Below are 19,438 nucleotides of genomic sequence, written 5' to 3' on the forward strand. Positions count from 1 at the left end.
CGCGGGTCCTCTCGTCGGTGAGCCGGTGCGGACGCCCGTCGTCGCACGCGCCGGGCCTCGTCCGCTCCGTTCCTACCACGCGTGCCACCGGACGGCGACGAACACGTCAGTGGAAGTCGCGCGACGTCGTCGCGACCTGGAGCGAGAGCGGGGCGAGGTGCTCCGCGACGAGGTTCGTGGCGCCGTCGGCCCGCTCGAGCCGCCCGCGCACGACGAGCGCCGCCGACCCGCGCGCGACCTTCCGGAACCGCTGCCACAGCCCGGGCGAGCACACGACGTTGAGGATGCCCGTCTCGTCCTCGAGCGACAGGAACGTCACGCCCCCGGCCGTCCCGGGGCGCTGGCGGTGCGTGACGACGCCGCCCACCGCGACGCGCGACGACGGGTGCGGGCGCGTCCCCGGCACCTCGCCCGCCGCGCGCTCCGCCTCGTCGACCTGCTCGATCTCGCGCGACACCTCGACCGCCCCGACGACGGTGAGCACGCCCGCCGCGGTCAGGCCGTCGCGCACGTACTGCGTCGGGTAGGAGTCGGCGGACACGCCCGTGGCCCACACGTCGGCGACGGCGGTCTCGACGTCGGTCATGCCGGGCAGCGCCGGGGCCTCGACCCCGACGCTCACGCCCGGCAGCGTCCCCGGACCCTCCTGCGCGAGCGCGCCCGCCGCCCACAGCGCCTCCCGCCGCGTCACGCCGAAGCAGTCCGTCGCCCCGGCGGTCGCGAGCCCCTCGAGCTGGGCCGTGGTGAGGTCGACGCGCCGCACGAGGTCGCGCAGGTCGCTGAACGGTCGCCCCTCCTCCGGCGCCCCGCGCGCCGCGACGACGCGCTCGGCCGCGTCCTTCCCGAGCCCGCGCACGCTCGCGAGCCCGAGCCGCACGGCGAGCGTGAGATCGGGCTCCGGCCCGAACCGGGTGTCGATCCGCACCTCCCCGCCGACCATGCGGTTGCTGCCCGTCCGGAGGCCAGGACGGTCGGTATCCGCAGGGTCGGCGGGCGCAGCCGCATGGTCGGCCGGCAGACGCTCGACCGTCGCCTCGACGTCGGACGCGTTGACGTCGGGGCGCAGCACGGTGACGCCGTGGCGGCGCGCGTCCGCCACGAGCGACTGGGGCGAGTAGAACCCCATGGGCTGCGCCGCGAGCAGGCCCGCGTAGAACGCGGCGGGGTGGTGCACCTTGAGCCACGAGCTCGCGTAGACGAGGAACGCGAACGAGTACGCGTGCGACTCGGGGAACCCGAAGTCGGCGAACGCCTTGAGCTTGTCGTAGATCTCCTCGCGCACGGCCGGGTCGGTGACCCCCTTCTCCCGCATCCCGTCCATGAGCCGCCCGCGCAGCTCCTCCATGCGCTCGACGGACCGCTTGGACCCCATCGCGCGCCGGAGCTGGTCGGACTCCTTGGGCGAGAAGCCCGCGACGTCGATCGCCATCTGCATGAGCTGCTCCTGGAACAGCGGCACGCCGAGCGTCTTGCCGAGCGACTTCTCCAGCAGCGGGTGCAGGAACGTCACCTTCTCCCGCTTGCGCGCCCGGTTGATGTACGGGTGCACGGACCCGCCCTGGATCGGCCCGGGGCGGATGAGCGCGACCTCGATGACGATGTCGTAGAACGTCCTCGGCCGCAGGCGCGGGAGCGTCGCCATCTGCGCGCGCGACTCGACCTGGAACACGCCCACGGTGTCGGCCGCGCACAGCAGGTCGTACACCGCCGGGTCGTCCTCGGGCAGCGTGTGCAGCGCGAGGCGCGGGCCGCCCTCGTGCCGCTCGACCAGGTCGAACCCGATGCGCAGCGCCGTGAGCATCCCGAGACCGAGGAGGTCGAACTTCACGAGCCCCGCGTCCGCGCAGTCCTCCTTGTCCCACTGCAGGACCGTGCGGCCCTCCATGCGCGCCCACTCGACGGGGCACACCTCGATGACGGGGCGGTCGCACATGACCATGCCGCCCGAGTGGATGCCCAGGTGCCGCGGGAGGCGCAGCATCCGGTCGGCGAGGTCGAGCACCGCGTCGGGGATCTCGCCCTCCTGCGCGGCCGACGGCGGCCGGTGCGCCGGCACGACGTCGTGCGTGTCGTCCGCGCGCAGGACCTCGCCCTCGTCCACGGCGAGCGGGTCGACGACGCGCCCGCCCCGGCCGCTCAGGTCGGGCGACCAGTCGCGGCTCCCCCACAGCCGCGCCGTCGCGGCGTCCTTCCGGGCGGTCCGCGTCGTGACCGGCGACGCGGCCGGGCTCGTGGACCCCGGGGTCTTCGCCGCGATCGCCCGCTCCTTCGCCGCCCGGTCCGCCGCGGGCGACGACGGGTCGGGGCCGCGCAGCGAGCCCCAGCGCTCGATGGACTTGCTCCACGCGTCGGCCTGCCCGACGTCGTACCCGAGCGCGCGGGCGGCGTCTCGTACCGCGGACTTGGGCCGGTAGGAGATGACGTTCGCGACCTGCGCGGCGTGCGTGCGCCCGAACTTCGCGTAGACGTGCTGGATGACCTCCTCGCGCCGCCCCGACTCGATGTCGACGTCGATGTCCGGCGGGCCGTCGCGCTCGGGCGCGAGGAAGCGCTCGAACAGCAGCCCGTGCTTCACCGCGTCGACCGCCGTGATGCCGAGCGCGTAGCAGACCGCGGAGTTCGCGGCCGACCCGCGGCCCTGCGCGAGGATCCCGTTCACCCGGCAGAACTCCACGAGGTCGTAGACGACGAGGAAGTACCCCGGGAAGTGCAGGTCCTCGATGACCCGCAGCTCGTGGTCGATCTGCGCCCACGCGCCCGTGATCTTCTCCTGGTCGCGCGGCCCGTACCGGTTCTCGCCGCCGCGGCGCACGAGCTCGCGCAGCCAGGTCGCCTCGGTGTGCCCGTCCGGCACGGGGTACGGCGGGAGGTCGGGCGCGACGAGGTGCAGGTCGAACGCGCACTCGTCCCCGAGCGCGGCTGCCGTCGCGACGGCCTGCGGGTGCCGGTGGTGGCGTGCGAGCATCTCCGCCGCCGAACGCAGGTGCGTCGTCGGGGCCCCGGGGAGCCACCCGTCGAGGTCGTCGAGCGACGAGCGGGCGCGCACCGCGGCGAGCGCCCCCGCGAGGTCGGCGTCGCGCGGGTTGGCGTAGTGCGCGGCGGTCGTCGCGACGAGCGGCAGGCGGGCCTCGGCGGCGAGGTCGGCGAGCGCCGCGTGCAGGTCGGCGTCGCGCGGGTCGTCGGTCGCGGTGATCTCGACCGCCACGTTGTCCGCGCCGAACACGGCGACGAGCCGGTCGAGCTCGCGGCGCGCCGCGGCGCGCCCGGCGGTGACGAGCGCCCGCCGGACGGAGCCCTTGCGGCAGCCGGTGAGCACGAGCCACTCGCCCGCGCCCTGCGCGCCGAGCGCGTCGAGGTCGTAGCGGGCGGCGCCCTTGGTCCCGGTCGCGAGGTGCGCGGTGGCGATCGCGCTCGACAGGTTGCGGTAGCCCTGCGTCCCCCGCGCGAGGACGAGCAGGTGGGTCGAGCGCGGGTCGGGCACGCCGGTGGGCGGGTCGAGCACGGGCGGTCCCGCGGGCGTCCGCCCGTCCTCGACGACGGGCAGGTGCAGCTCGGCGCCGAAGATCGTCGGCAGCCCGACCTTGCGCGCCGCCTCGGCGAAGCGCACGACGCCGTACAGGCCGTCGTGGTCGGTGACCGCGAGCGCCGACAGCCCGAGCCGCGCGCCCTCGGCGGCGAGCTCCTCGGGGTGCGACGCGCCGTCGAGGAAGCTGAACGCGGAGTGGGCGTGCAGCTCGGCGTACCGGGGAGCGGTCGTCCGGTCAGTCATAGAGGCCCTCCACGGTCCAGCGCCCGCGGGCGCTCGCGAGGAGGAGCCCGCGGCCGTCGTCGAGCAGGACCTGGACGTGCACCCGGCGCCGCGGCGCGGGGGTCCACCAGCGCTCGGCGAGCGGCCACGGCCCGGCCCAGTCCACGACGGCGCGCGCGGACCCCGGACCGGGCAACGCCGCCTCGCCCCGGGGTGCCGCCGGGCGGCGCGGACCCTCCTCCGCCGTGGCGGCGGGCCACCGCACGGTCGCGGGCTCGCCGCTCATCGCGAGGCGCGCGTCGACGACGACGGGCCGCTCCGCGGCGTCGAGCACGACGACGTCCTGCGGCTCGACGGGCACGACCGCCGGCGCGGGGCTCGGCAGCGCGCCGGGCCACGGCAGGGCCGGGTCGCGCGGGCGCGCGACGTCCTCCCCGAACGGCACGAGGTGCACGCGGTCGGTCGCGTCGCGCCCGCCCTGGACCTCGACGCGCAGGACGGCGTCGCCGCCGAGGAGCCCTTGCACGCGCCCGAGCGCGCGGTGGGCGCGCGCGTCCTCCCCGCTCGACGCGCCCCACAGGCGCGGCTGCTCCGCCCCCGCCGGGACGACCTCCTCGGCCGTGAGGGACAGGCGGGCCAGCGGCGCGACGTCGGGCACGACGTCGGCGCCGCCGGGCGAGCCGCCGCGCTCGCCACCACGCCTGCCCTGCCGTGCGGCCCGGGCCGCGCGCCCGGCCCGGGCGGACGTGGTGGTGAGCCAGCCCTCGAGCTGCCACCGGACCTTGTCCGTGAGGCGCGCCGGGCTCATCGCGCCCGGCCCGTCGAGCCGCCAGGTCCGCTCGAGGTCGTCGCCCTCGGTGGTCCGTGCGGTGATGCGCAGCCGCCCGGCGACGAGCGAGCGCGCGACGAGCTGGTCGTGCAGGTCCTCGGAGAGCCGGCGCGCGGCGAAGGTCGCGACGTCGACGCGCTCGGCAGGCGGGTCGAGCTCGGCGCTCACCGCGACGTCGGGCTCGACGCGGCGCCGCGCGGGCGGGCGCAGGTCCTCGCCGCGCGCGAGCCGGTGCGCCCACGCGCCGAGGTCGCCGAACCGTCCCTCGACCGTCGCGGGCGGCAGGGCCGCGAGCGCCCCGAGGGTACGGACGCCGAGCCGGCCCAGGAGGTCCACGAGCTCGTCGATCGCGACGGCGGCGTCGGGACGCGTGGCGACGTGCGCGAGGTCGCGCGCGGGCCGCGGCGCGAGGAACGCGGCCGAGCCGCCGGGGACCACGACGTCGGCGTCCCGCGCGGCGAGCACGGCCGCGAGGATGCCGTCGGCGACGCCCACCTGGCTCTCGTGCCCGGTGCGCTCGGCGACGCGCGCGACGAGCGCCTCCGCGAGCGCGGCGTCGGACCCGTGGTACCGGCTCGCCCCGGCGGCGGGCAGGAGCAGCAGGCCGGGCCGGGTGATCTCCAGGCCGGCGACGACGGTCTCGGCCGCGAGCGCGACCGGCTCGAACTCGCGGGCGTCGCGCGCGTCGTCGACGTCGAGCAGCTCGAGCTCGGGGCAGCACTCGCGGGCCCGGCGGCGGCGCATGCCCCGGCGCACGCCCTGGGCGCGCGCGGTCGCGGAGACGGCGACGACGCGGCGGCCGTCGTGCGTCGCGGCGGGGACGTGCGCGGGGACGTCGCGCACCGCCATCGCCGCGAGCACCGGCCAGTCCGGCACCCACAGGGCCGCCGTGCGGGTCGGGCTCGTGCTCATCCGACGAGCCGGAGCCGGGAGGGCCGGTCGGGGTCATCGACGTGGGCGGGGACGGGGCCGGCGTCGGCGGCACCGGTCTCGGCGGCGGGCCGAGTGCCCCGGGCGTCCTCGGCGAGGAACGCAGGCCAGTCCTCGTGGGCGAGCGGGAGCTCGACCTCGACCCGCGTGGGGCGTGCGGCACCCCCGCGGCCCGCGCGCTCGACGACGAGCGAGCGGCGGCGCAGCCAGCCCGCCCCGCGGTCCGCGCCGGACCAGCCGCCACCCGTCACGGTGAGCGCGACGTGCGCGCCCGGCCACGCCCCGGCGGCGACGAGCAGCGCCCCGCGCTCGCGTGCACGGCCGGTGAGGCGGCGCCGGTCGGTGTCGGTGAGGGCGGCGTCGGGCCCGACGACCACGACGTCCAGGCCGTCGACGAGCGCCGCGATCGCGAGCGCCGCGTCAGGGCCGGGCCGCGGGACGAGGACGACGCGGTCGAGGTCCGCGCCGGCGTCGGCGGCCGCGAGCAGCCCGACCGCGGGGAACCCGACGGCGGCGGTCCACGCCCCGGACCGCGACGGCCGCGCGACGAGCGCGAGCAGGAGGCTCGTCGACCCCCGCACCGCGACCACCGTGCCGCGCTGGAGCCCGCCGAGCGGCAGGAGGGGGACGAGCGCGTCGTGCACCGGCCACACCCGCTCGTCCGGGATCACGTCGCGGCTCGCGTCCCGCGTCGTGACGTGGCGGGCGCGCGCCGGGCGCTCGGCCGGCACGACAGGGGTCGGCCGGGCGACCGTCGGCGAGGAGACGTCGACGCGCGGGACGTCGGCGAGCAGGACCGTGTCGGCGCGCGGGGCGGCGGCCGGTGCTGCCGGGACCGCGGGCGCGACGACCGGGCGGTGTCGGCGGACGCCCGTACGCTCCTCCGCACGGCGCAGGACCGCGCGGGCGCGCTCGGCCTTGTCGGAGGCCGCGGCCGTCGGGCCTGGTGTCCCCGCCCGTTCGGCGGGGTCGGCGAGAAGGGTCATCTCGCCTCCCGGGATGCTGCTCGGACGGGACGCGCACCGCGCGTCGACTGCTGGGGGCGTCGTTCTGCACCCACCACTGTTCGAACATGCGTTCGAACACTTCCAGTGAACGACCGCCGCGACGGGGTGTCAACTCCGCAGGTGAGAGCCGTCGGCTTCGTCCGAGATGCCCGTCACAACCCTCGACTCCCGCTCGAGGGTTTGCCACCAACCCTCGACCTCAACCTGAACCTCCTCCCCCGGCTCTCGCCGCACGACGGCCCACCGGATGGCAGGCTGACGCCATGGACGCCCGCACGACCCTGCCCACGCTCGGCTCGCTCACCTGGGAGCCGGCCCTCGACCACCTCGACCTCGTCGCCCCTGCCACCGCCGACGCGCTGCGCCGCTGGGCCGAGGTCGACCCGGACGTCGCGGCGCTCGTCGCCGTGACGGAGATCGACCCCGACCTCGCGGACACCGCGACGCTCAACGCCGCGTTCGACCTGCCCGTCGAGGCGTCGGCGAACTGCGTCGTCGTGGGCGGCGCCCGGGCGGGCGACGAGCGGATCGCCGCCGCGGTCGTGCGCGCGCACACGCGCGCCGACGTCAACACGCGCGTCCGCAAGCTCCTCGACGTGCGCAAGGCGTCGTTCCTGCCGACCGAGCGCGCGACGGCCGAGTCCGGCATGGAGTACGGCGGCATCACGCCCGTCGGGCTGCCGGCGGGGTGGCGCGTGCTCGTCGACTCGCGCGTCGTGACGGACGGCGAGCTCGCGCTCATCGGCAGCGGCGTGCGCGCCTCGAAGCTCCTGCTGCCCGGCGACCTCCTCGGGCGTCTGCCGGGCGTCGAGGTCGTCGAGGACCTGGCGGTCCCGGTCGCCTGACCGCCCCCTCCGCCGAGCACGACATGAAGGTCGCCACAGGCTTCTTGACGACCTCCACATCGTGCTCGGCGGGAGATCGTCAGCGTTCGAGGACGACGAGCCGCTGCGTCGCGCGCGTCATCGCGACGTAGCGGTCCACGGCGCCCTCGACGCCGTCGCCGAACGCCTGCGGGTCCACGAGCACGACGAGGTCGAACTCGAGGCCCTTCGCCGTCTCGGGCGTGAGCACCCGCACGCGCGACGCCCCGTCCTCGTCGAGCCGCGCCGAGATCGACTCGGCCGACGCCGCGACGGTCCCCGCGCCGCCGATCACGCAGGCCGTGCCCTCGGCGTGCTCGGCGAGCCAGCCGTCGAGCACCCCGTCGAGGTCCGCGACCGAGCCGTAGGCGACCGGCACGCCCGTGCTGCGCACCGACGTCGGGACGTTGGCGTCCGGGAGCGCGGCCCGGATGACGGGCTCCGCCGCCGCCATGACCTCCTGCGGCGTGCGGTAGTTGACGCTCAGCGACGCCTCCGCGACCCGGTCGAACCCGACGCGCCCGAGCCGCTCGCTCCACCCCTCCGCGAACCCGTGACGGGCCTGCGCGCGGTCCCCGACGACCGTGACGCTGCGCGACGGGCAGCGGCTCAGGACCATCTGCCACTCCGCGTCGGTGAGCTCCTGCGCCTCGTCGACGACGACGTGCGCGAAAGGACCGGCGAGCCGGTCGGGCGTGGCCGTGACCATCGCCCCCTCGTCGACGAGCGCGTCGCGCAGGTCCTGCCCCTTGAGCATCGTCATGACCATGAGCTCGCTGTCGTCGGACGCGACGAGGTGGTCGACGACGTCGTCCATGCGGGCGCGCTCGGCCGCGGCCGCGGCCGCGTTGCGGCGACGGCGGCGCGACGCCTCCGGGTCGCCCAGGCGCTGCCGGGCAGCGTCGAGCAGCGGCAGGTCCGCCGTCGTCCACGTCTGCGCGTCCGCACGCTGGAGCGCGCGCACCTGCTCGGGCGTGAGCGACGGCGCGCACAGGCGCAGGTAGGCGGGCACGGACCACAGGTCGGCCACGAGGTCCGTCGCCTCGACGAGCGGCCACGCGCGGTCGAACGCGGCGCCGAGCGCACGGTGGCCGCGCAGGGCGCGGCGCACGTCGTCGGCCGACAGGTCCCCGGCGTCCTCCGAGGCTCCCTCGCCCACCGTCTTGTCCACGAGGATCTCGACCAGAGCGGCCCAGACGTCGTCGCGCGCCTCGTTGTGCGGGGTGCCGGGGTCCACGGACTCGAACGCCTCGGCCCAGTCGGCCGTCGAGAGCCAGACGTCTGCCCACGGCGTCTCGACCTCCATCCCCTCCGCGGGCGGGCGCTCCGAGAAGCGCACGGCCGGCTCGATCGCGGCGACCAGCTCGGCGGACGCCTTGAGGCGCGCCACCTCGGGGTCGGTCTCGGGGCGCGCCGCCGCGCCCTCGGGCACGAGGTCCCGCAGCGTGCACGTCTGCACGCCCTCCTCGCCGAGGCCTGGCAGCACGTCCGCCACGTACGCGAGGTAGGGGCGGCTCGGCCCGACGACGAGGACGCCTCCGTGCCCGCCGCCCACCTGGGGATCGGCGTAGAGCAGGTAGGCGGCGCGGTGCAGCGCCACGACGGTCTTGCCCGTGCCCGGGCCGCCGTCGACGACGAGCGCGCCCCGCGAGCCCGCGCGCACGATCGCGTCCTGGTCGGCCTGGATCGTGCCGAGCACGTCCCGCATGCGCGGCGACCGGCTCGCGCCGAGGCTCGCGACGAACGCGGACTGGTCGTCGAGCGCCGCGCCCGACCCCGCGCCGTCGGGCACGAGCTCCTCGTCCCAGTAGTCCGTGACGCGACCGCGCGTCCACCGGTAGCGGCGCCGCGCCGCGAGGCCGAGCGGGTGCGCGGGCGTCGCGGCGAAGTACGGCTCGGCCGCGGGCGAGCGCCAGTCCACGAGCAGCCGCTCCCCCGCCGGGTCCGTGAGGCCCACGCGCCCGACGTAGACCGGGGCGGAGCCGTCGGCGAACGTCATGCGGCCCAGGCACAGGTCGACGCCGTAGCGCTGGAGCAGCCGCAGGCGACCGCTGAGGCGGTGGATCTCCTGGTCGCGCTCGAGCGCCTCGGTCCCGCTCCCGCCGGGTGCGAGGCGCGCCGCATCAAGGCGCTGCGAGAGGTCCGCGACGGAGTGCTCGAGACTCGCCGCGATCGCGGCGAAGTGCCGCTCGTCGGCTGCGACGAGGGCGGGATCGGCCTTCGCGGCGAGCCGCTCGGGAAGATCGAAAGTGTGGGCGGCGCCCGGGGTCGGACGTGCGGTCGGGTCGGTCGTGCGGTCAGCGGTCACAGGGGCGTCGGGCAACGTCATCAGCTCCGGTCCGAGGTCGATCAGGATGGCGCGGACCGACGACGGCCCACGCACGAACGGAGATTCTGCGCCCCCCGGGGGGCCTTGCCGCAAGGCCCCCCGTGCGCTATATCTTGGAAAGGGAGGCCGGTCGGCCTCCCTTTCCCGTTCCCGTCCAGACCAGGGTCGGACCGGCGACCGCGCGCCGAGATGCGAGAAGTGGCCCCTCACCGCGCTCGGTGAGGGGCCACTTCTCTGATCTCGTGAGGGCGTGTCAGCTCTCGGCGCGGCCCTCGCGCCAGTAGCCCATGAACGCGACGGCGCGGCGGTCGACGCCGAGGTCGGCGACGAGGTGGCGGCGCAGCGTCTTGATCACGCTCGCCTCGCCCGCGAGCCACGCGTAGAGGACGGTGTCCTCCTCGAGCAGCCCCGGGACCTCCCAGAGGATCGAGGCGTCGACGTCGACGTCCTCGAGGTCCTCGGCGGTGCGGCACTGGGCCGGCGGGTCCGTCCCGAGGACACCCGCGCCGAGGATGCGCTCGGCCGCCTCCTTGACGGCGGGCACCAGGCGCGCGCCGTGGGCGTCGTGCACCCCGCCGGGGACGTCGTCGCGGGCCAGGAACGTCACGCGGACGCCGGGGGGCGTGACGAGGTCGCGCGCGTCGCCGACGTGCGGCACCTCGACGTAGACCTCGCCCCACGCGTCCGCGGGCAGGTCCTCGCAGATCGCGGCGATCGCGGGCAGCGCGGTCTCGTCGCCCGCGAGCAGGAGCGCGTGCGGGCGCGTCGGCGGCCGGAACTCGATGCCACCGACCGGGCCGTCGAACGTCGCGTCCGGGCCGAGCAGGACGAGCGGCGTGCCGACCTCGGCGGACAGCGCCCAGCGCGAGGCGGGGCCGGCGTCGCCGTGCAGGACGACGTCGACGTCGACCTCGCGCGCCTCGGGACGCACCGCGACGGTCGTGTACGTGCGCAGCGGGTTGCGCCGCTCCTCGGGCTGGTCGCGCCACGCGGCGTACCAGGACTCGGCGTCCCGCACGAGGTGCTCGTAGCCGCCGTCGGGCGCGGGCAGGACGAACTTGATCCGCACGTCGAGGCCGGGGTCGCCGAAGAGGTCGAGCTCCGGGCCGGTGAACGTGAACCGGCGGAAGCTGGGCGAGAGCTGCTCGACCCGCGCGACCTGGACGTCGAAGAAGCGCCACGGCGCGGTCGCCCGGGCGACGGGACGACGAGCGCGGGTGCGGGGTGCGGCGACGGTCTGGCTCACACAGGTGAGGCTAACCTACGCCCCCTCGGCGGGGTCAACCCGTCCGGGACGCGGACCCGGCCCAGGCACCGTGAGACGCGTCACGCCCCCCGGCCGCGGCTGCGCCACAGCAGGTAGACGAAGTACGGCGCGCCGAGGAGGGCCGTGCCGAGACCCGCGGGGATCTGCTCGGGGGCGATGACGACGCGGCCGAGCGTGTCGGCGACGGACACCAGGAGCGCCCCGAGCAGCATCGCGACCGGGACGACGCGACCGTGCCGCGCGCCGACCAGCGCCCGCGCGGCGTGCGGCGCGACGAGGCCCACGAACGCGAGCGCCCCGATGGCGCACACGGCGGCGGCCGTGAGCAGCGCGGCGGCCGCGAGCAGGAGCAGGCGCGTGCGGTCGAGCGCGACGCCGAGGACGCGCGGGGTGTCGTCGTCGAGCGCCAGCACGTCGAGGTCGCGACGGTAGACGGCGGTGAGGGGCGTGAGCACGAGCAGCGCGAGCGCGACCGGGATCAGCTGCTCGAGCGTGCGCCCGTAGGTCGAGCCGGAGAGCCACGTGAGCGCGAGGTTCACGTCCCACGGCGCGACGACGACCACGAGCAGCGTGATGAGCGCCATCACCCCGGCCTGGGCGCCGATGCCGATGAGCACCAGCCGGTCCGAGCTGAGCCCGCCGCGGTAGGAGAGCCCGTAGACGAGCCCGAACACCGCGAACGCCCCGATCGCCGCAGCGGCGGACATGGGCCAGATCCCGACGCCCGGGACGAGCAGGATCATCGTCACGGCACCGAGACCGGCACCCGACGTCACGCCGAGCAGGCTCGGCTCGGCGAGCGGGTTGCGGCACACGGCCTGCACGATCGTGCCCGCGAGCGCGAGCGCGGCGCCGGCGAGGAGGGCGGCGAGCACACGCGGGAAGCGCTGGTCGAGGACGAACGTCACGTGGCGCCCGGCGAGGCCGTTCCACCAGTTCGCCACGTCCCCGAGCAGCACGACCCGGTCGCCGAGCAGCAGGCCCGCGACGGTGGCCGCGGCGACCGCGAGCGACAGGACGACGACGACCACGAGCACGGCCCGCCGCGAGCGCGGGCGGCTGAGCGCGCCGTGCGCGCCGCGCGACGACGCCGGCCCGGAGTCGCGCAGGCGCCGCGCGAGCCAGATGAGCAGGATCGCGCCGAGGACGGTCGTGACGATGCCGGTCGGTACGGCGATGGACAGCATGCCCGGCAGCAGGAGGCGGAGCAGGACGTCGGCACCCAGGACCACGATCACGCCGACGATCGCCGCGAACGGCAGGAGCAGCACGTGCCGGCCGAGCCCCGGCACCCGGCGCGCGACGAGCCGCGCCACGACCGGTGCGGCGAGGCCGACGAACCCGACCGGCCCCGCGACGGTCACCGCGATCGACGCGAGGAGCACCGCGACGAGGACGGACAGGACGCGCGTGCGGCGCACGTCGACGCCGAGGACGGTCGCGGCGTCGTCCCCGAGACCGAGGAGGTCGAGTCGGCGCGAGAGGAGGAGCGCGGCGAGGACGCCGACCACGACGACGGGCGTCGCCATCGAGACCGTGCGCGTGCCGGACTGGACGATGGACCCGCTCCCCCACGCGAAGAGGCCCATCGTCTCCTGCTCGAACAGCACGAGGAGGACCATGGTCAGCGAGTGCAGCGCGAGCATGATCGCCGACCCGGCGAGCACGAGCCGGGTCGGGCCGTCGGCGCCGCCGCGCGCGAGGACGAGCACGAGGCCGGCCGCGGCCAGCCCGCCGAGGAAGGCCAGCCCGCCCTGGAGGTAGAACGGGATCGAGATCCCGAACGCCGCCACCACCACGACCGTGAGGTAGGCGCCCGCGTTCACCGCGAGCGTGTCGGGCGACGCGAGCGGGTTGCGCGCGACCGACTGGAGCACCGCGCCGGCGACGCCGAGCGCGACGCCCAGCAGCAGTCCCGCGAGGAGCCGCGGCACGCGCGAGGCGACGAGGACGGCGACCGTCTGGTCGACGCCGTCGCCGCCCGTGGCCAGGCGCAGGAGGTCGAGAGGCCCGACGTCGGCCGTGCCCTGCGTGAGGTGCACGGCGGCGAGCACCGCGGCGACCACGACCGCGACGACGAACACCCCCGCGATCCCGAGGGGCGACGTCCGCACGCGCGGCGCGGCCGCCGTCGGGTCGGTGGGCGCGCCGTCCCCCGCACCCCCGTCACCGGTCGCGCCCGGCGCCGGGACGACGGCCGGAGCCGGGTCCTCCAGGAGGAGGGTGTCCGGCTCCGCCGTCGTGCGCTGCTCGCGCCGCGTCACGGTGTCCTCGTCAGCACAGTGGTTCTCGTCAGCCTTCTCGTCGCCCGGGCGCGACCGCGCCCGGTGGTGGTGCGGACCGGTCTCAGGCAGCCGTCAGCGCGTCGACGACCGCGTCGGCGTAGGCCGCCGCGGACAGCGGGCCGCCGAACATCCAGATGCCGTCGGGCAGACGGTGCACGTTCCCGGCCGTGACGAACGGGAGCTGCTCCCACACGGCGTTGCCGGCGAGGCCGTCCGTGAACGGGTTCGCCTCCGACTCGCTCGCGACGTAGAGGAACTGCACGTCGCCGAGCTGGGTCAGGCCCTCGACGTCGGTCTGCGCGAGCCCGTAGTCGGGGTCGCCGCCCTCGGTCCAGGCGTTGACGAGGCCGATCTCCTCGCCGATCGCGCCGAAGAACGAGCCCGGCGTGTACATGCGGATCGAGACGGCGCCGTTGGTGACCCAGCCGTCCGCCATCGTGAAGTCGGCACCGGCGAGCCCGGCCTCGTCGAGCGCCGCGGTGGCCTCGGCGATCTTCGCGTCGTAGGTCTCGAGCGCGGCGGCGGCCTCGTCCTCGCGGCCGGTCACGGTGCCGAGCGTCTCGACCGTGGAGCGCATGTAGCCGATCGGGTCCTCGCCGTCGGAGCCGCGCAGCGCGAGCACGGGCGCGACCTCCTCGATCTGCGCGATGACGTTCTCCGGCAGGTCCGTCGTCGTGACGACGAGGTCGGGCTCGAGCGCGGAGATCGCGTCGAGGCTGGGCTCGCCGCGCGTGCCGACGTCGGGCGTGCTCGCGTCGATCGGCGCCACCGTGTCCCACGTGTTGTAGCCCTCGACGTCGGCCTGGCCGACGGGCTCGACGCCGAGCGCGACGAGGTTCTCCGTGAGGCCCCACTCGAGCGAGACGATGTCGGTGGCCGGGGCGTCGAGCGTGACCTCGCCGCGCTCGTCGGTGACGGTGACGGGGCCGGACGCGGCGTCCGTCGTCGCGTCGGCGTCGTTGTCGGCGGCCGCGGGGTCCTCGGTCGTGCCGCACGCGGTGAGCGCGAGCGCCGTGGCGAGCGCGAGGGCGCCCGCGGCGAGGGAACGGGTGGTCGAGCGCATGGGTGTCCTTCGGGTTCGGTCGGTGCCCGGCCGTGCTCCGTCGGGCGGGCCGGTGGGGCGCGCGTCGGGGCCGGGCGGTGGGTCTGTGCGGGTACGTCGTGGGGTGGTACGTCGGGGGTGGTACGAGGTCAGACGAGGACGGCGGCGTCGAGCCGCGCGGCGTGCCGCCCGAGCGGCTCGCAGCACGTGCGCCCCGTGAGGGGGTGCGTGTAGACGTCGACGTGGATGCCGTAGACCTCGGTGAGGAGCTCCGACGTCAGCACGGCGTCGGCCGGGCCCGTGGCGCGCACGACGCCCGAGTGGAGCAGGACGACCTGGTCGGCGACGGCGGCCGCCTGGTTGAGGTCGTGCAGCACGACGCCGACGGCCACGCCGTGCTCCGTCGCGAGGTCGCGCACGAGGTCGAGCAGCTCGACCTGATAGCGCAGGTCGAGGTACGTCGTCGGCTCGTCGAGCAGGAGCACCTGCGTGTCCTGCGCGAGGCACGTCGCGAGCCACACGCGCTGGAGCTCGCCGCCGGAGAGCTCGTCGACGCCGCGGTCGGCCATCGTCGTGATGCCCGTGACGTCCATGGCGTGCGCGATCGCGCGCGGGCCGTCGGGGTCGTTGGCGCGGAACCGGCCGCGGTAGGGGTGGCGCCCGTAGGCGACGACGTCGCGCACGCTCACGCCCGACGGCGTGGGTCGGCTCTGCGACAGGAGCGTCACCCGCCGCGCGAAGTCCTTGGGGTGCAGCGCGAGCGCGTCGGGCGCGTCGTCGAGCGCGACGGTCCCGGCGTCGGGACGGTGCAGGCGAGCGAGCGAGCGCAGGAGCGTCGACTTGCCCGAGCCGTTGGGGCCGATCAGGGCCGTGACCGCCCCCGGTGCGAGCTCGAGCGCGGCGCCGTGCACCACGGTGCGCGCGTCGTAGGACAGCCGCAGGTCGTGCCCGGCGAGCGCCGGGGTACCGGACGCCCCGATCGCGCTCGGGACAACTGAGGTTCCACTCACATAGGTGAGGCTAATCTATGCCGCCCGGTCGGAACCAGCCCCCGGCCGTCATGTGACGGGGTTCACCGGGCGCCGACGACCCACAGCTCGGGGACGACGGTTCGGCGGGCGCCCTCGCACCGTCCCGCCTGGCGCGCCATGCTGGGGCGATGGCCCCGCCCCTCGGTCGAGCCCCGCGCCCGGACTCCCGCCCCGCGACGAGAGGCCGGTCATGACCGACCGGAAGCCCGTCGGCAGGCTCCGCCTGCGCGAGCGCGCGGTGGACTACGCGTACGTCGCCGCGCGTCAGGTCGTGGCGGCCCGGCACCCACGCCGCCCCGTCCCGACCGGGACGGGCGTGCGCGGGACCGCCGTCCTGCTCCCCGGGGTGCTCGAGACGTGGCACCTGCTCGCACCCGTCGCCGAGGCTCTCGCGGCGGCCGGGTACCGCGTCCTCGCGGTGCCCGGCCTCGGGTACAACCGGCGCCCCTTCGTCGAGGGCGCGCGGCTCGCCGCGCGCTTCCTCGAGGAGGCGGACCTGCGCGACGTCGTCCTCGTCGCCCACAGCAAGGGCGGTCTCGTCGGCAAGAGCGTCATGCTCTCCCCCGCCGGCCCGCGGGTCGCCGGGATGGTCGCGGTCGCGACCCCCTTCAGCGGGTCGCGGTACGCCCGCTACCTCGTCGGCCGCACGCTGCGCGCGTTCTCGCCCCGGGACGCGGCGCTGCTCGCGCTCGCCGCGGAGCGCGGCGTGGACGCGCGCATCACGGCCGTGTACCCGCGCTTCGACCCGCACATCCCCGAGACGGGCCGGATCGAGGGCGGACGGAACGTCGAGCTGCCTCTCGCGGGGCACTTCCTGCCCCTCGGCGACCCGACGCTCGTCGAGGTCGTCGCGCGGGAGGTCGACCGGTTCGCCCGGTCGCCCTCCCGCGGCTGAGCGAGAGCGTCAGCCGAGCCCGGACGGCGCGCCGACGACGATCCGCGCGAGCTCCTGCGTGCAGCGCGTCATCGCGACGTACAGCCCGTTCCAGCCGCGCGGCTCCGCCGCGATGCCGTCGGGGTCGACGACGACGACCGCGTCCCACTCGAGCCCCTTCGCCTCGGACGTGCTGAGGACGGGGACGCCGCCCACGGCGGCCCCCAGGTGCACGATCCGTCCGCGCGGCGCCACGACCCCGACGGAACCACCGTCGTACCGGTCCGCGAGGCGTGCGACCTCGACCGCGACCGCCGCGCCCAGGGTCGCGTCCGAGGCACCGTCGGGCACGACGACGTCGCGCGGCGCGACCCCCGCGTCGCGCACCGCACGGGGCGGGGCGTTGCGGCTGCCCGCCGCGCGCAGCACCGGCCCGACGAGCTCCATGACCTCGCGCGGCGTGCGGTAGCAGATCGATAGGTCGGCGCGGTGCCAGCGCTCCCCGAAGACCGGGCCGACGACGTCCGCCCAGTCCGTGTGCCGGTGCGGCGCCTCGGTCTGGTCGACGTCCCCGACGGCGGTCACCGAACGCGTCGGGCAACGGCGCAGCACCATGTGCCACTGCATGGGCGAGAGCTCCTGCGCCTCGTCGACCACGACGTGCCCGTAGACCCAGTCGCGGCCGGTCGCCGCGCGCTGCGCGAGGAACTCGCCCTGCTCGCCGGGGGCGCCCGGGGTGCCTAGCGCGTCGGCGAGCGCGTCGAGGAGCGGGACGTCGCTCGGCGCGAGGCCCGCGGGCTCGCCCGTGACCCGGCGGACCTCCGCGGACGTGAGCTGCGGCGCGTGCCGCGCGAGCAGCGCGGCGTCGCCCAGCAGGTCCGCGAGCGCCGTGCGGGCGTCGACGACGGGCCACCACGCGTCGAGGACCGCCGTGAACCCGACGTCGCGTGCGAGGTCGCCGCGGAGCCGGTCGAGGTCGTCGTCCGTGAGCTCGCCGTCGACGTCACCGCCGCGCGCACCGGTCGTCGGGGCGCGGTCGTCGCGCGCGACGAGCCCGGCGTCGAGCTTCCCGAGCACGTCCTCGAACCCCTCCTCGACGCGTTCGAGCAGCTCCGCGTGCCGCGCCGCCGCCTCGTCGACGAGCGCGTCGAGCAGCAGGTCCACGGCCCGGCGGCGCGCGGCCAGCACGCTGCGGCCGCCCGCGCGGGCGGCCCGGAGGACCTGGGCGACGCGGGCCGCGTCGAGCGTCAGCGGCTCGCCGTCGAGGCGCACGGTCAGCGCCTGTGCGTCCGGGACCCGGGAGTCGGCGTACCGGGCGACGACGTCCTGCCACAGCGCGCGGCCCTTGAGCTCGGCCGCTTCCCGGTCCTCGCCACGCTCGGGCGCGACGCCCGGGACGAGCGTGTCGCACGTGGCCGACACGACCGCCGTCTCGCCGAGCGCGGGCAGCACCTGGGCGACGTACTCGAGGAACCGCGACGACGGGCCGAGCAGGAGCACGCCCCGCTCTGCGAGGTGCGGATGCGTGAACAGCAGGTACGCGACGCGGTGCAGCGCGACGACCGTCTTGCCCGTCCCCGGGCCGCCCTGCACGACGAGCGTCTGCTCGGCGGGGGCACGCACGATCGCGTCCTGCTCGACCTGGAGCGTCGCGACCGCGGTGCCCATGCGGCCCGTGCGCCGCTCGGACAGGGCGGCCAGCAGCGCGCCCTCGCCGACGAGGCCGCCCTCGCCGTCCGCCACGTTCGCCGAGCCGCCGAGCGGCTCGTCGTCCACGCCGGTGACGCGGTCTCCCGCGGTCCGCACGTGCCGGCGCCGCGCGAGGCCCTGGGGCTCCCGCGCGGTCGCGGTGTAGAAGGTGCGGGCGCCCGGGGCACGCCAGTCGAGCACGAGCGGGTCGGCGTCGTCCTCGGACGCGGCGATGCCGACGCGCCCGACGTGGCGCATGACCCCGTCGACGGTGTCGACGCGGCCGAAGACGAGCCCGCTCTCCGCCCGCTCCAGCTCGGTGCGCCGACGGCGCAGCCCCGCGCGCCGCGAGCGCTCGACGACGTCCTCCGCGCCGGGCAGGTCAAGGTCAGCAGGGACGGCGAGCCGGGCGTCCAGCTCGGCGAGGAGCTGGGTGCGACGCCCGAGAGCGGCGTCGAGATGCTGCTGCTCCTCGGCGACCGCGAGCGTCGCGGCGTGGGACGGAGCGGCGTGGGACGGAGCGGTGTCAGACAGGGACGGGGACGGCTGGACCGGCACGGAACCTCTTCTCGTACGACGTACGGACACGGGCCCAACGCACCGTCTCGCCCGATTGTTCCCGGAGGCCGGACGTCGTCTCCGGGACAGTGCGCGCCGCGGTCAGGGCACGCGCGTCGCCCAGAACGCCACCGCCGACGCCGCGGCGACGTTGAGCGAGTCCACTCCCCCGGCCATGGGGATCGTCACGACTCGGTCCGCCGCCTCGATCGCGCCGCGCGAGAGTCCGTCGCCCTCGGTGCCGAGCACGAGCGCGAGCCGCTCGGGCGGGTCGGCCACGACGTCGTCGAGGCTCACCGCGTCGTCGGCGAGCGCGAGCGCGGCGACGACGAAGCCCTCGTCGCGCAGCACGTCCAGCCCTCCCGGCCAGGTCTCGAACCGCGTCCACGGCACCTGGAACACCGTGCCCATGCTCACCCGCACCGAGCGCCGGTAGAGCGGGTCGGCGCAGCGTGGCGAGACGAGCACGGCGTCCACCCCGAGCGCGGCAGCCGAACGGAAGATCGCGCCCACGTTGGTGTGGTCCACGATGTCCTCCAGCACGGCGACGCGCCGCGCCCCGATGCCGCCGCGGGCGCCACCGAGCAGGTCATGCACGCTCGCGAGGGGCGGGCGGTGCATCGCCCCGAGCGCCCCGCGGTGGAGGTGGAACCCGGTGATCGCCTCGAGCACGTCGGGCGCGCCGACGTACACCGGGACGGGCCCGCCCGTGCCGCCGGGGGCGTCGTCGACCGGCAGGGCGGCGATGTCCTCCGCGAGGTCGTCGAGCCAGCGCTCCGCCATGAGGAAGGACCGCGGCCGGTGCCCGGCGGCGAGCGCGCGCCGGATGACCGTCGAGCTCTCCGCGATGTAGAGACCCTTCTCCGGCTCGTGCTTGGACCGCAGCGCGACGTCGGTCAGGCGGTTGTAGTCCGCGAGGCGGTCGTCGGCGGGGTCGGTGACGTGCACGACGTGCAGGCTCTCGGGACTCACGGCCCCTATTGTCC

12 protein-coding genes are annotated in these 19,438 nt (G+C 76.4%); 2 read left to right on the top strand and 10 right to left on the bottom strand.

Going from position 1 to position 19,438, the window contains the following annotated elements:
* Positions 1-106: 106 nt before the first annotated feature.
* From ACFVN3_RS07750 to ACFVN3_RS07760, 3 genes are read right to left on the bottom strand one after another with little or no spacing between them, the layout of a single operon-like run.
* Positions 107-3,769 (bottom strand): error-prone DNA polymerase, encoded by a 3,663-nt coding sequence (locus ACFVN3_RS07750; RefSeq protein ID WP_378232189.1) that lies wholly within the window; start codon positions 3,767-3,769, stop codon positions 107-109.
* Positions 3,762-5,489: a DNA polymerase Y family protein gene (locus ACFVN3_RS07755; RefSeq protein ID WP_378232191.1), complete on the bottom strand. Its 1,728-nt coding sequence runs from the start codon at positions 5,487-5,489 to the stop codon at positions 3,762-3,764. Before ACFVN3_RS07755 ends, ACFVN3_RS07750 begins: the two co-directional genes overlap by 8 nt.
* Positions 5,486-6,493 carry a hypothetical protein gene (locus tag ACFVN3_RS07760; RefSeq protein WP_378232192.1) on the bottom strand — a complete coding sequence of 336 codons (1,008 nt, stop codon included), beginning with the start codon at positions 6,491-6,493 and terminating at the stop codon, positions 5,486-5,488. The genes ACFVN3_RS07755 and ACFVN3_RS07760 overlap by 4 nt, the downstream gene beginning before the upstream one ends.
* Before the next feature lie 284 nt (positions 6,494-6,777).
* On the opposite strand from ACFVN3_RS07760, the gene ACFVN3_RS07765 reads away from it, so the two are divergent.
* Complete coding sequence (locus ACFVN3_RS07765; RefSeq protein WP_378232193.1) at positions 6,778-7,359, top strand: YbaK/EbsC family protein; 582 nt, start codon at positions 6,778-6,780, stop codon at positions 7,357-7,359.
* A gap of 79 nt (positions 7,360-7,438) precedes the next feature.
* On the opposite strand, the gene helR is transcribed toward ACFVN3_RS07765, so the two are convergent.
* From helR to ACFVN3_RS07790, 5 genes are all read right to left on the bottom strand, one after another.
* On the bottom strand, positions 7,439-9,706 hold the full coding sequence (gene helR / locus ACFVN3_RS07770) for an RNA polymerase recycling motor ATPase HelR (protein WP_378232194.1): 2,268 nt from the start codon (positions 9,704-9,706) through the stop codon (positions 7,439-7,441).
* Positions 9,707-9,959: 253 nt separating this feature from the next.
* On the bottom strand, positions 9,960-10,952 hold the full coding sequence (locus ACFVN3_RS07775; RefSeq protein WP_378232195.1) for a siderophore-interacting protein: 993 nt from the start codon (positions 10,950-10,952) through the stop codon (positions 9,960-9,962).
* 80 nt (positions 10,953-11,032) lie between these two features.
* Positions 11,033-13,237 carry an iron ABC transporter permease gene (locus ACFVN3_RS07780; RefSeq protein ID WP_378232196.1) on the bottom strand — a complete coding sequence of 735 codons (2,205 nt, stop codon included), beginning with the start codon at positions 13,235-13,237 and terminating at the stop codon, positions 11,033-11,035.
* Between the two features lie 82 nt (positions 13,238-13,319).
* Positions 13,320-14,321 carry an ABC transporter substrate-binding protein gene (locus ACFVN3_RS07785; RefSeq protein WP_378232197.1) on the bottom strand — a complete coding sequence of 334 codons (1,002 nt, stop codon included), beginning with the start codon at positions 14,319-14,321 and terminating at the stop codon, positions 13,320-13,322.
* A 128-nt stretch (positions 14,322-14,449) separates the two neighbouring features.
* On the bottom strand, positions 14,450-15,310 hold the full coding sequence (locus ACFVN3_RS07790) for an ABC transporter ATP-binding protein (protein WP_378232199.1): 861 nt from the start codon (positions 15,308-15,310) through the stop codon (positions 14,450-14,452).
* 211 nt (positions 15,311-15,521) lie between these two features.
* Here ACFVN3_RS07790 and ACFVN3_RS07795 point away from each other — a divergent pair, with 211 nt between their 5' ends.
* Positions 15,522-16,226 carry an alpha/beta fold hydrolase gene (locus tag ACFVN3_RS07795; protein ID WP_378232200.1) on the top strand — a complete coding sequence of 235 codons (705 nt, stop codon included), beginning with the start codon at positions 15,522-15,524 and terminating at the stop codon, positions 16,224-16,226.
* A 9-nt stretch (positions 16,227-16,235) separates the two neighbouring features.
* Here the strand turns inward: ACFVN3_RS07795 and ACFVN3_RS07800 are convergent, their stop codons facing one another.
* On the bottom strand, positions 16,236-18,452 hold the full coding sequence (locus tag ACFVN3_RS07800; RefSeq protein WP_378232201.1) for a HelD family protein: 2,217 nt from the start codon (positions 18,450-18,452) through the stop codon (positions 16,236-16,238).
* A 102-nt stretch (positions 18,453-18,554) separates the two neighbouring features.
* Positions 18,555-19,433 (bottom strand): TrmH family RNA methyltransferase, encoded by an 879-nt coding sequence (locus ACFVN3_RS07805; RefSeq protein WP_378232357.1) that lies wholly within the window; start codon positions 19,431-19,433, stop codon positions 18,555-18,557.
* Positions 19,434-19,438 lie beyond the last annotated feature (5 nt).

Source organism: Cellulosimicrobium sp. NPDC057862, assembly GCF_042797035.1.
Lineage (GTDB): Bacteria > Actinomycetota > Actinomycetes > Actinomycetales > Cellulomonadaceae > Cellulosimicrobium.

Bases quoted from the DNA above. Each gene is read 5' to 3' on its own strand.
- ACFVN3_RS07750 (WP_378232189.1), bottom strand. From the start codon at position 3,769: ATGACTGACCGGACGACCGCTCCCCGGTACGCCGAGCTGCACGCCCAC.
- ACFVN3_RS07755 (WP_378232191.1), bottom strand. From the start codon at position 5,489: ATGAGCACGAGCCCGACCCGCACGGCGGCCCTGTGGGTGCCGGACTGG.
- ACFVN3_RS07760 (WP_378232192.1), bottom strand. From the start codon at position 6,493: ATGACCCTTCTCGCCGACCCCGCCGAACGGGCGGGGACACCAGGCCCG.
- ACFVN3_RS07765 (WP_378232193.1), top strand. From the start codon at position 6,778: ATGGACGCCCGCACGACCCTGCCCACGCTCGGCTCGCTCACCTGGGAG.
- helR (WP_378232194.1), bottom strand. From the start codon at position 9,706: ATGACGTTGCCCGACGCCCCTGTGACCGCTGACCGCACGACCGACCCG.
- ACFVN3_RS07785 (WP_378232197.1), bottom strand. From the start codon at position 14,321: ATGCGCTCGACCACCCGTTCCCTCGCCGCGGGCGCCCTCGCGCTCGCC.
- ACFVN3_RS07795 (WP_378232200.1), top strand. From the start codon at position 15,522: ATGACCGACCGGAAGCCCGTCGGCAGGCTCCGCCTGCGCGAGCGCGCG.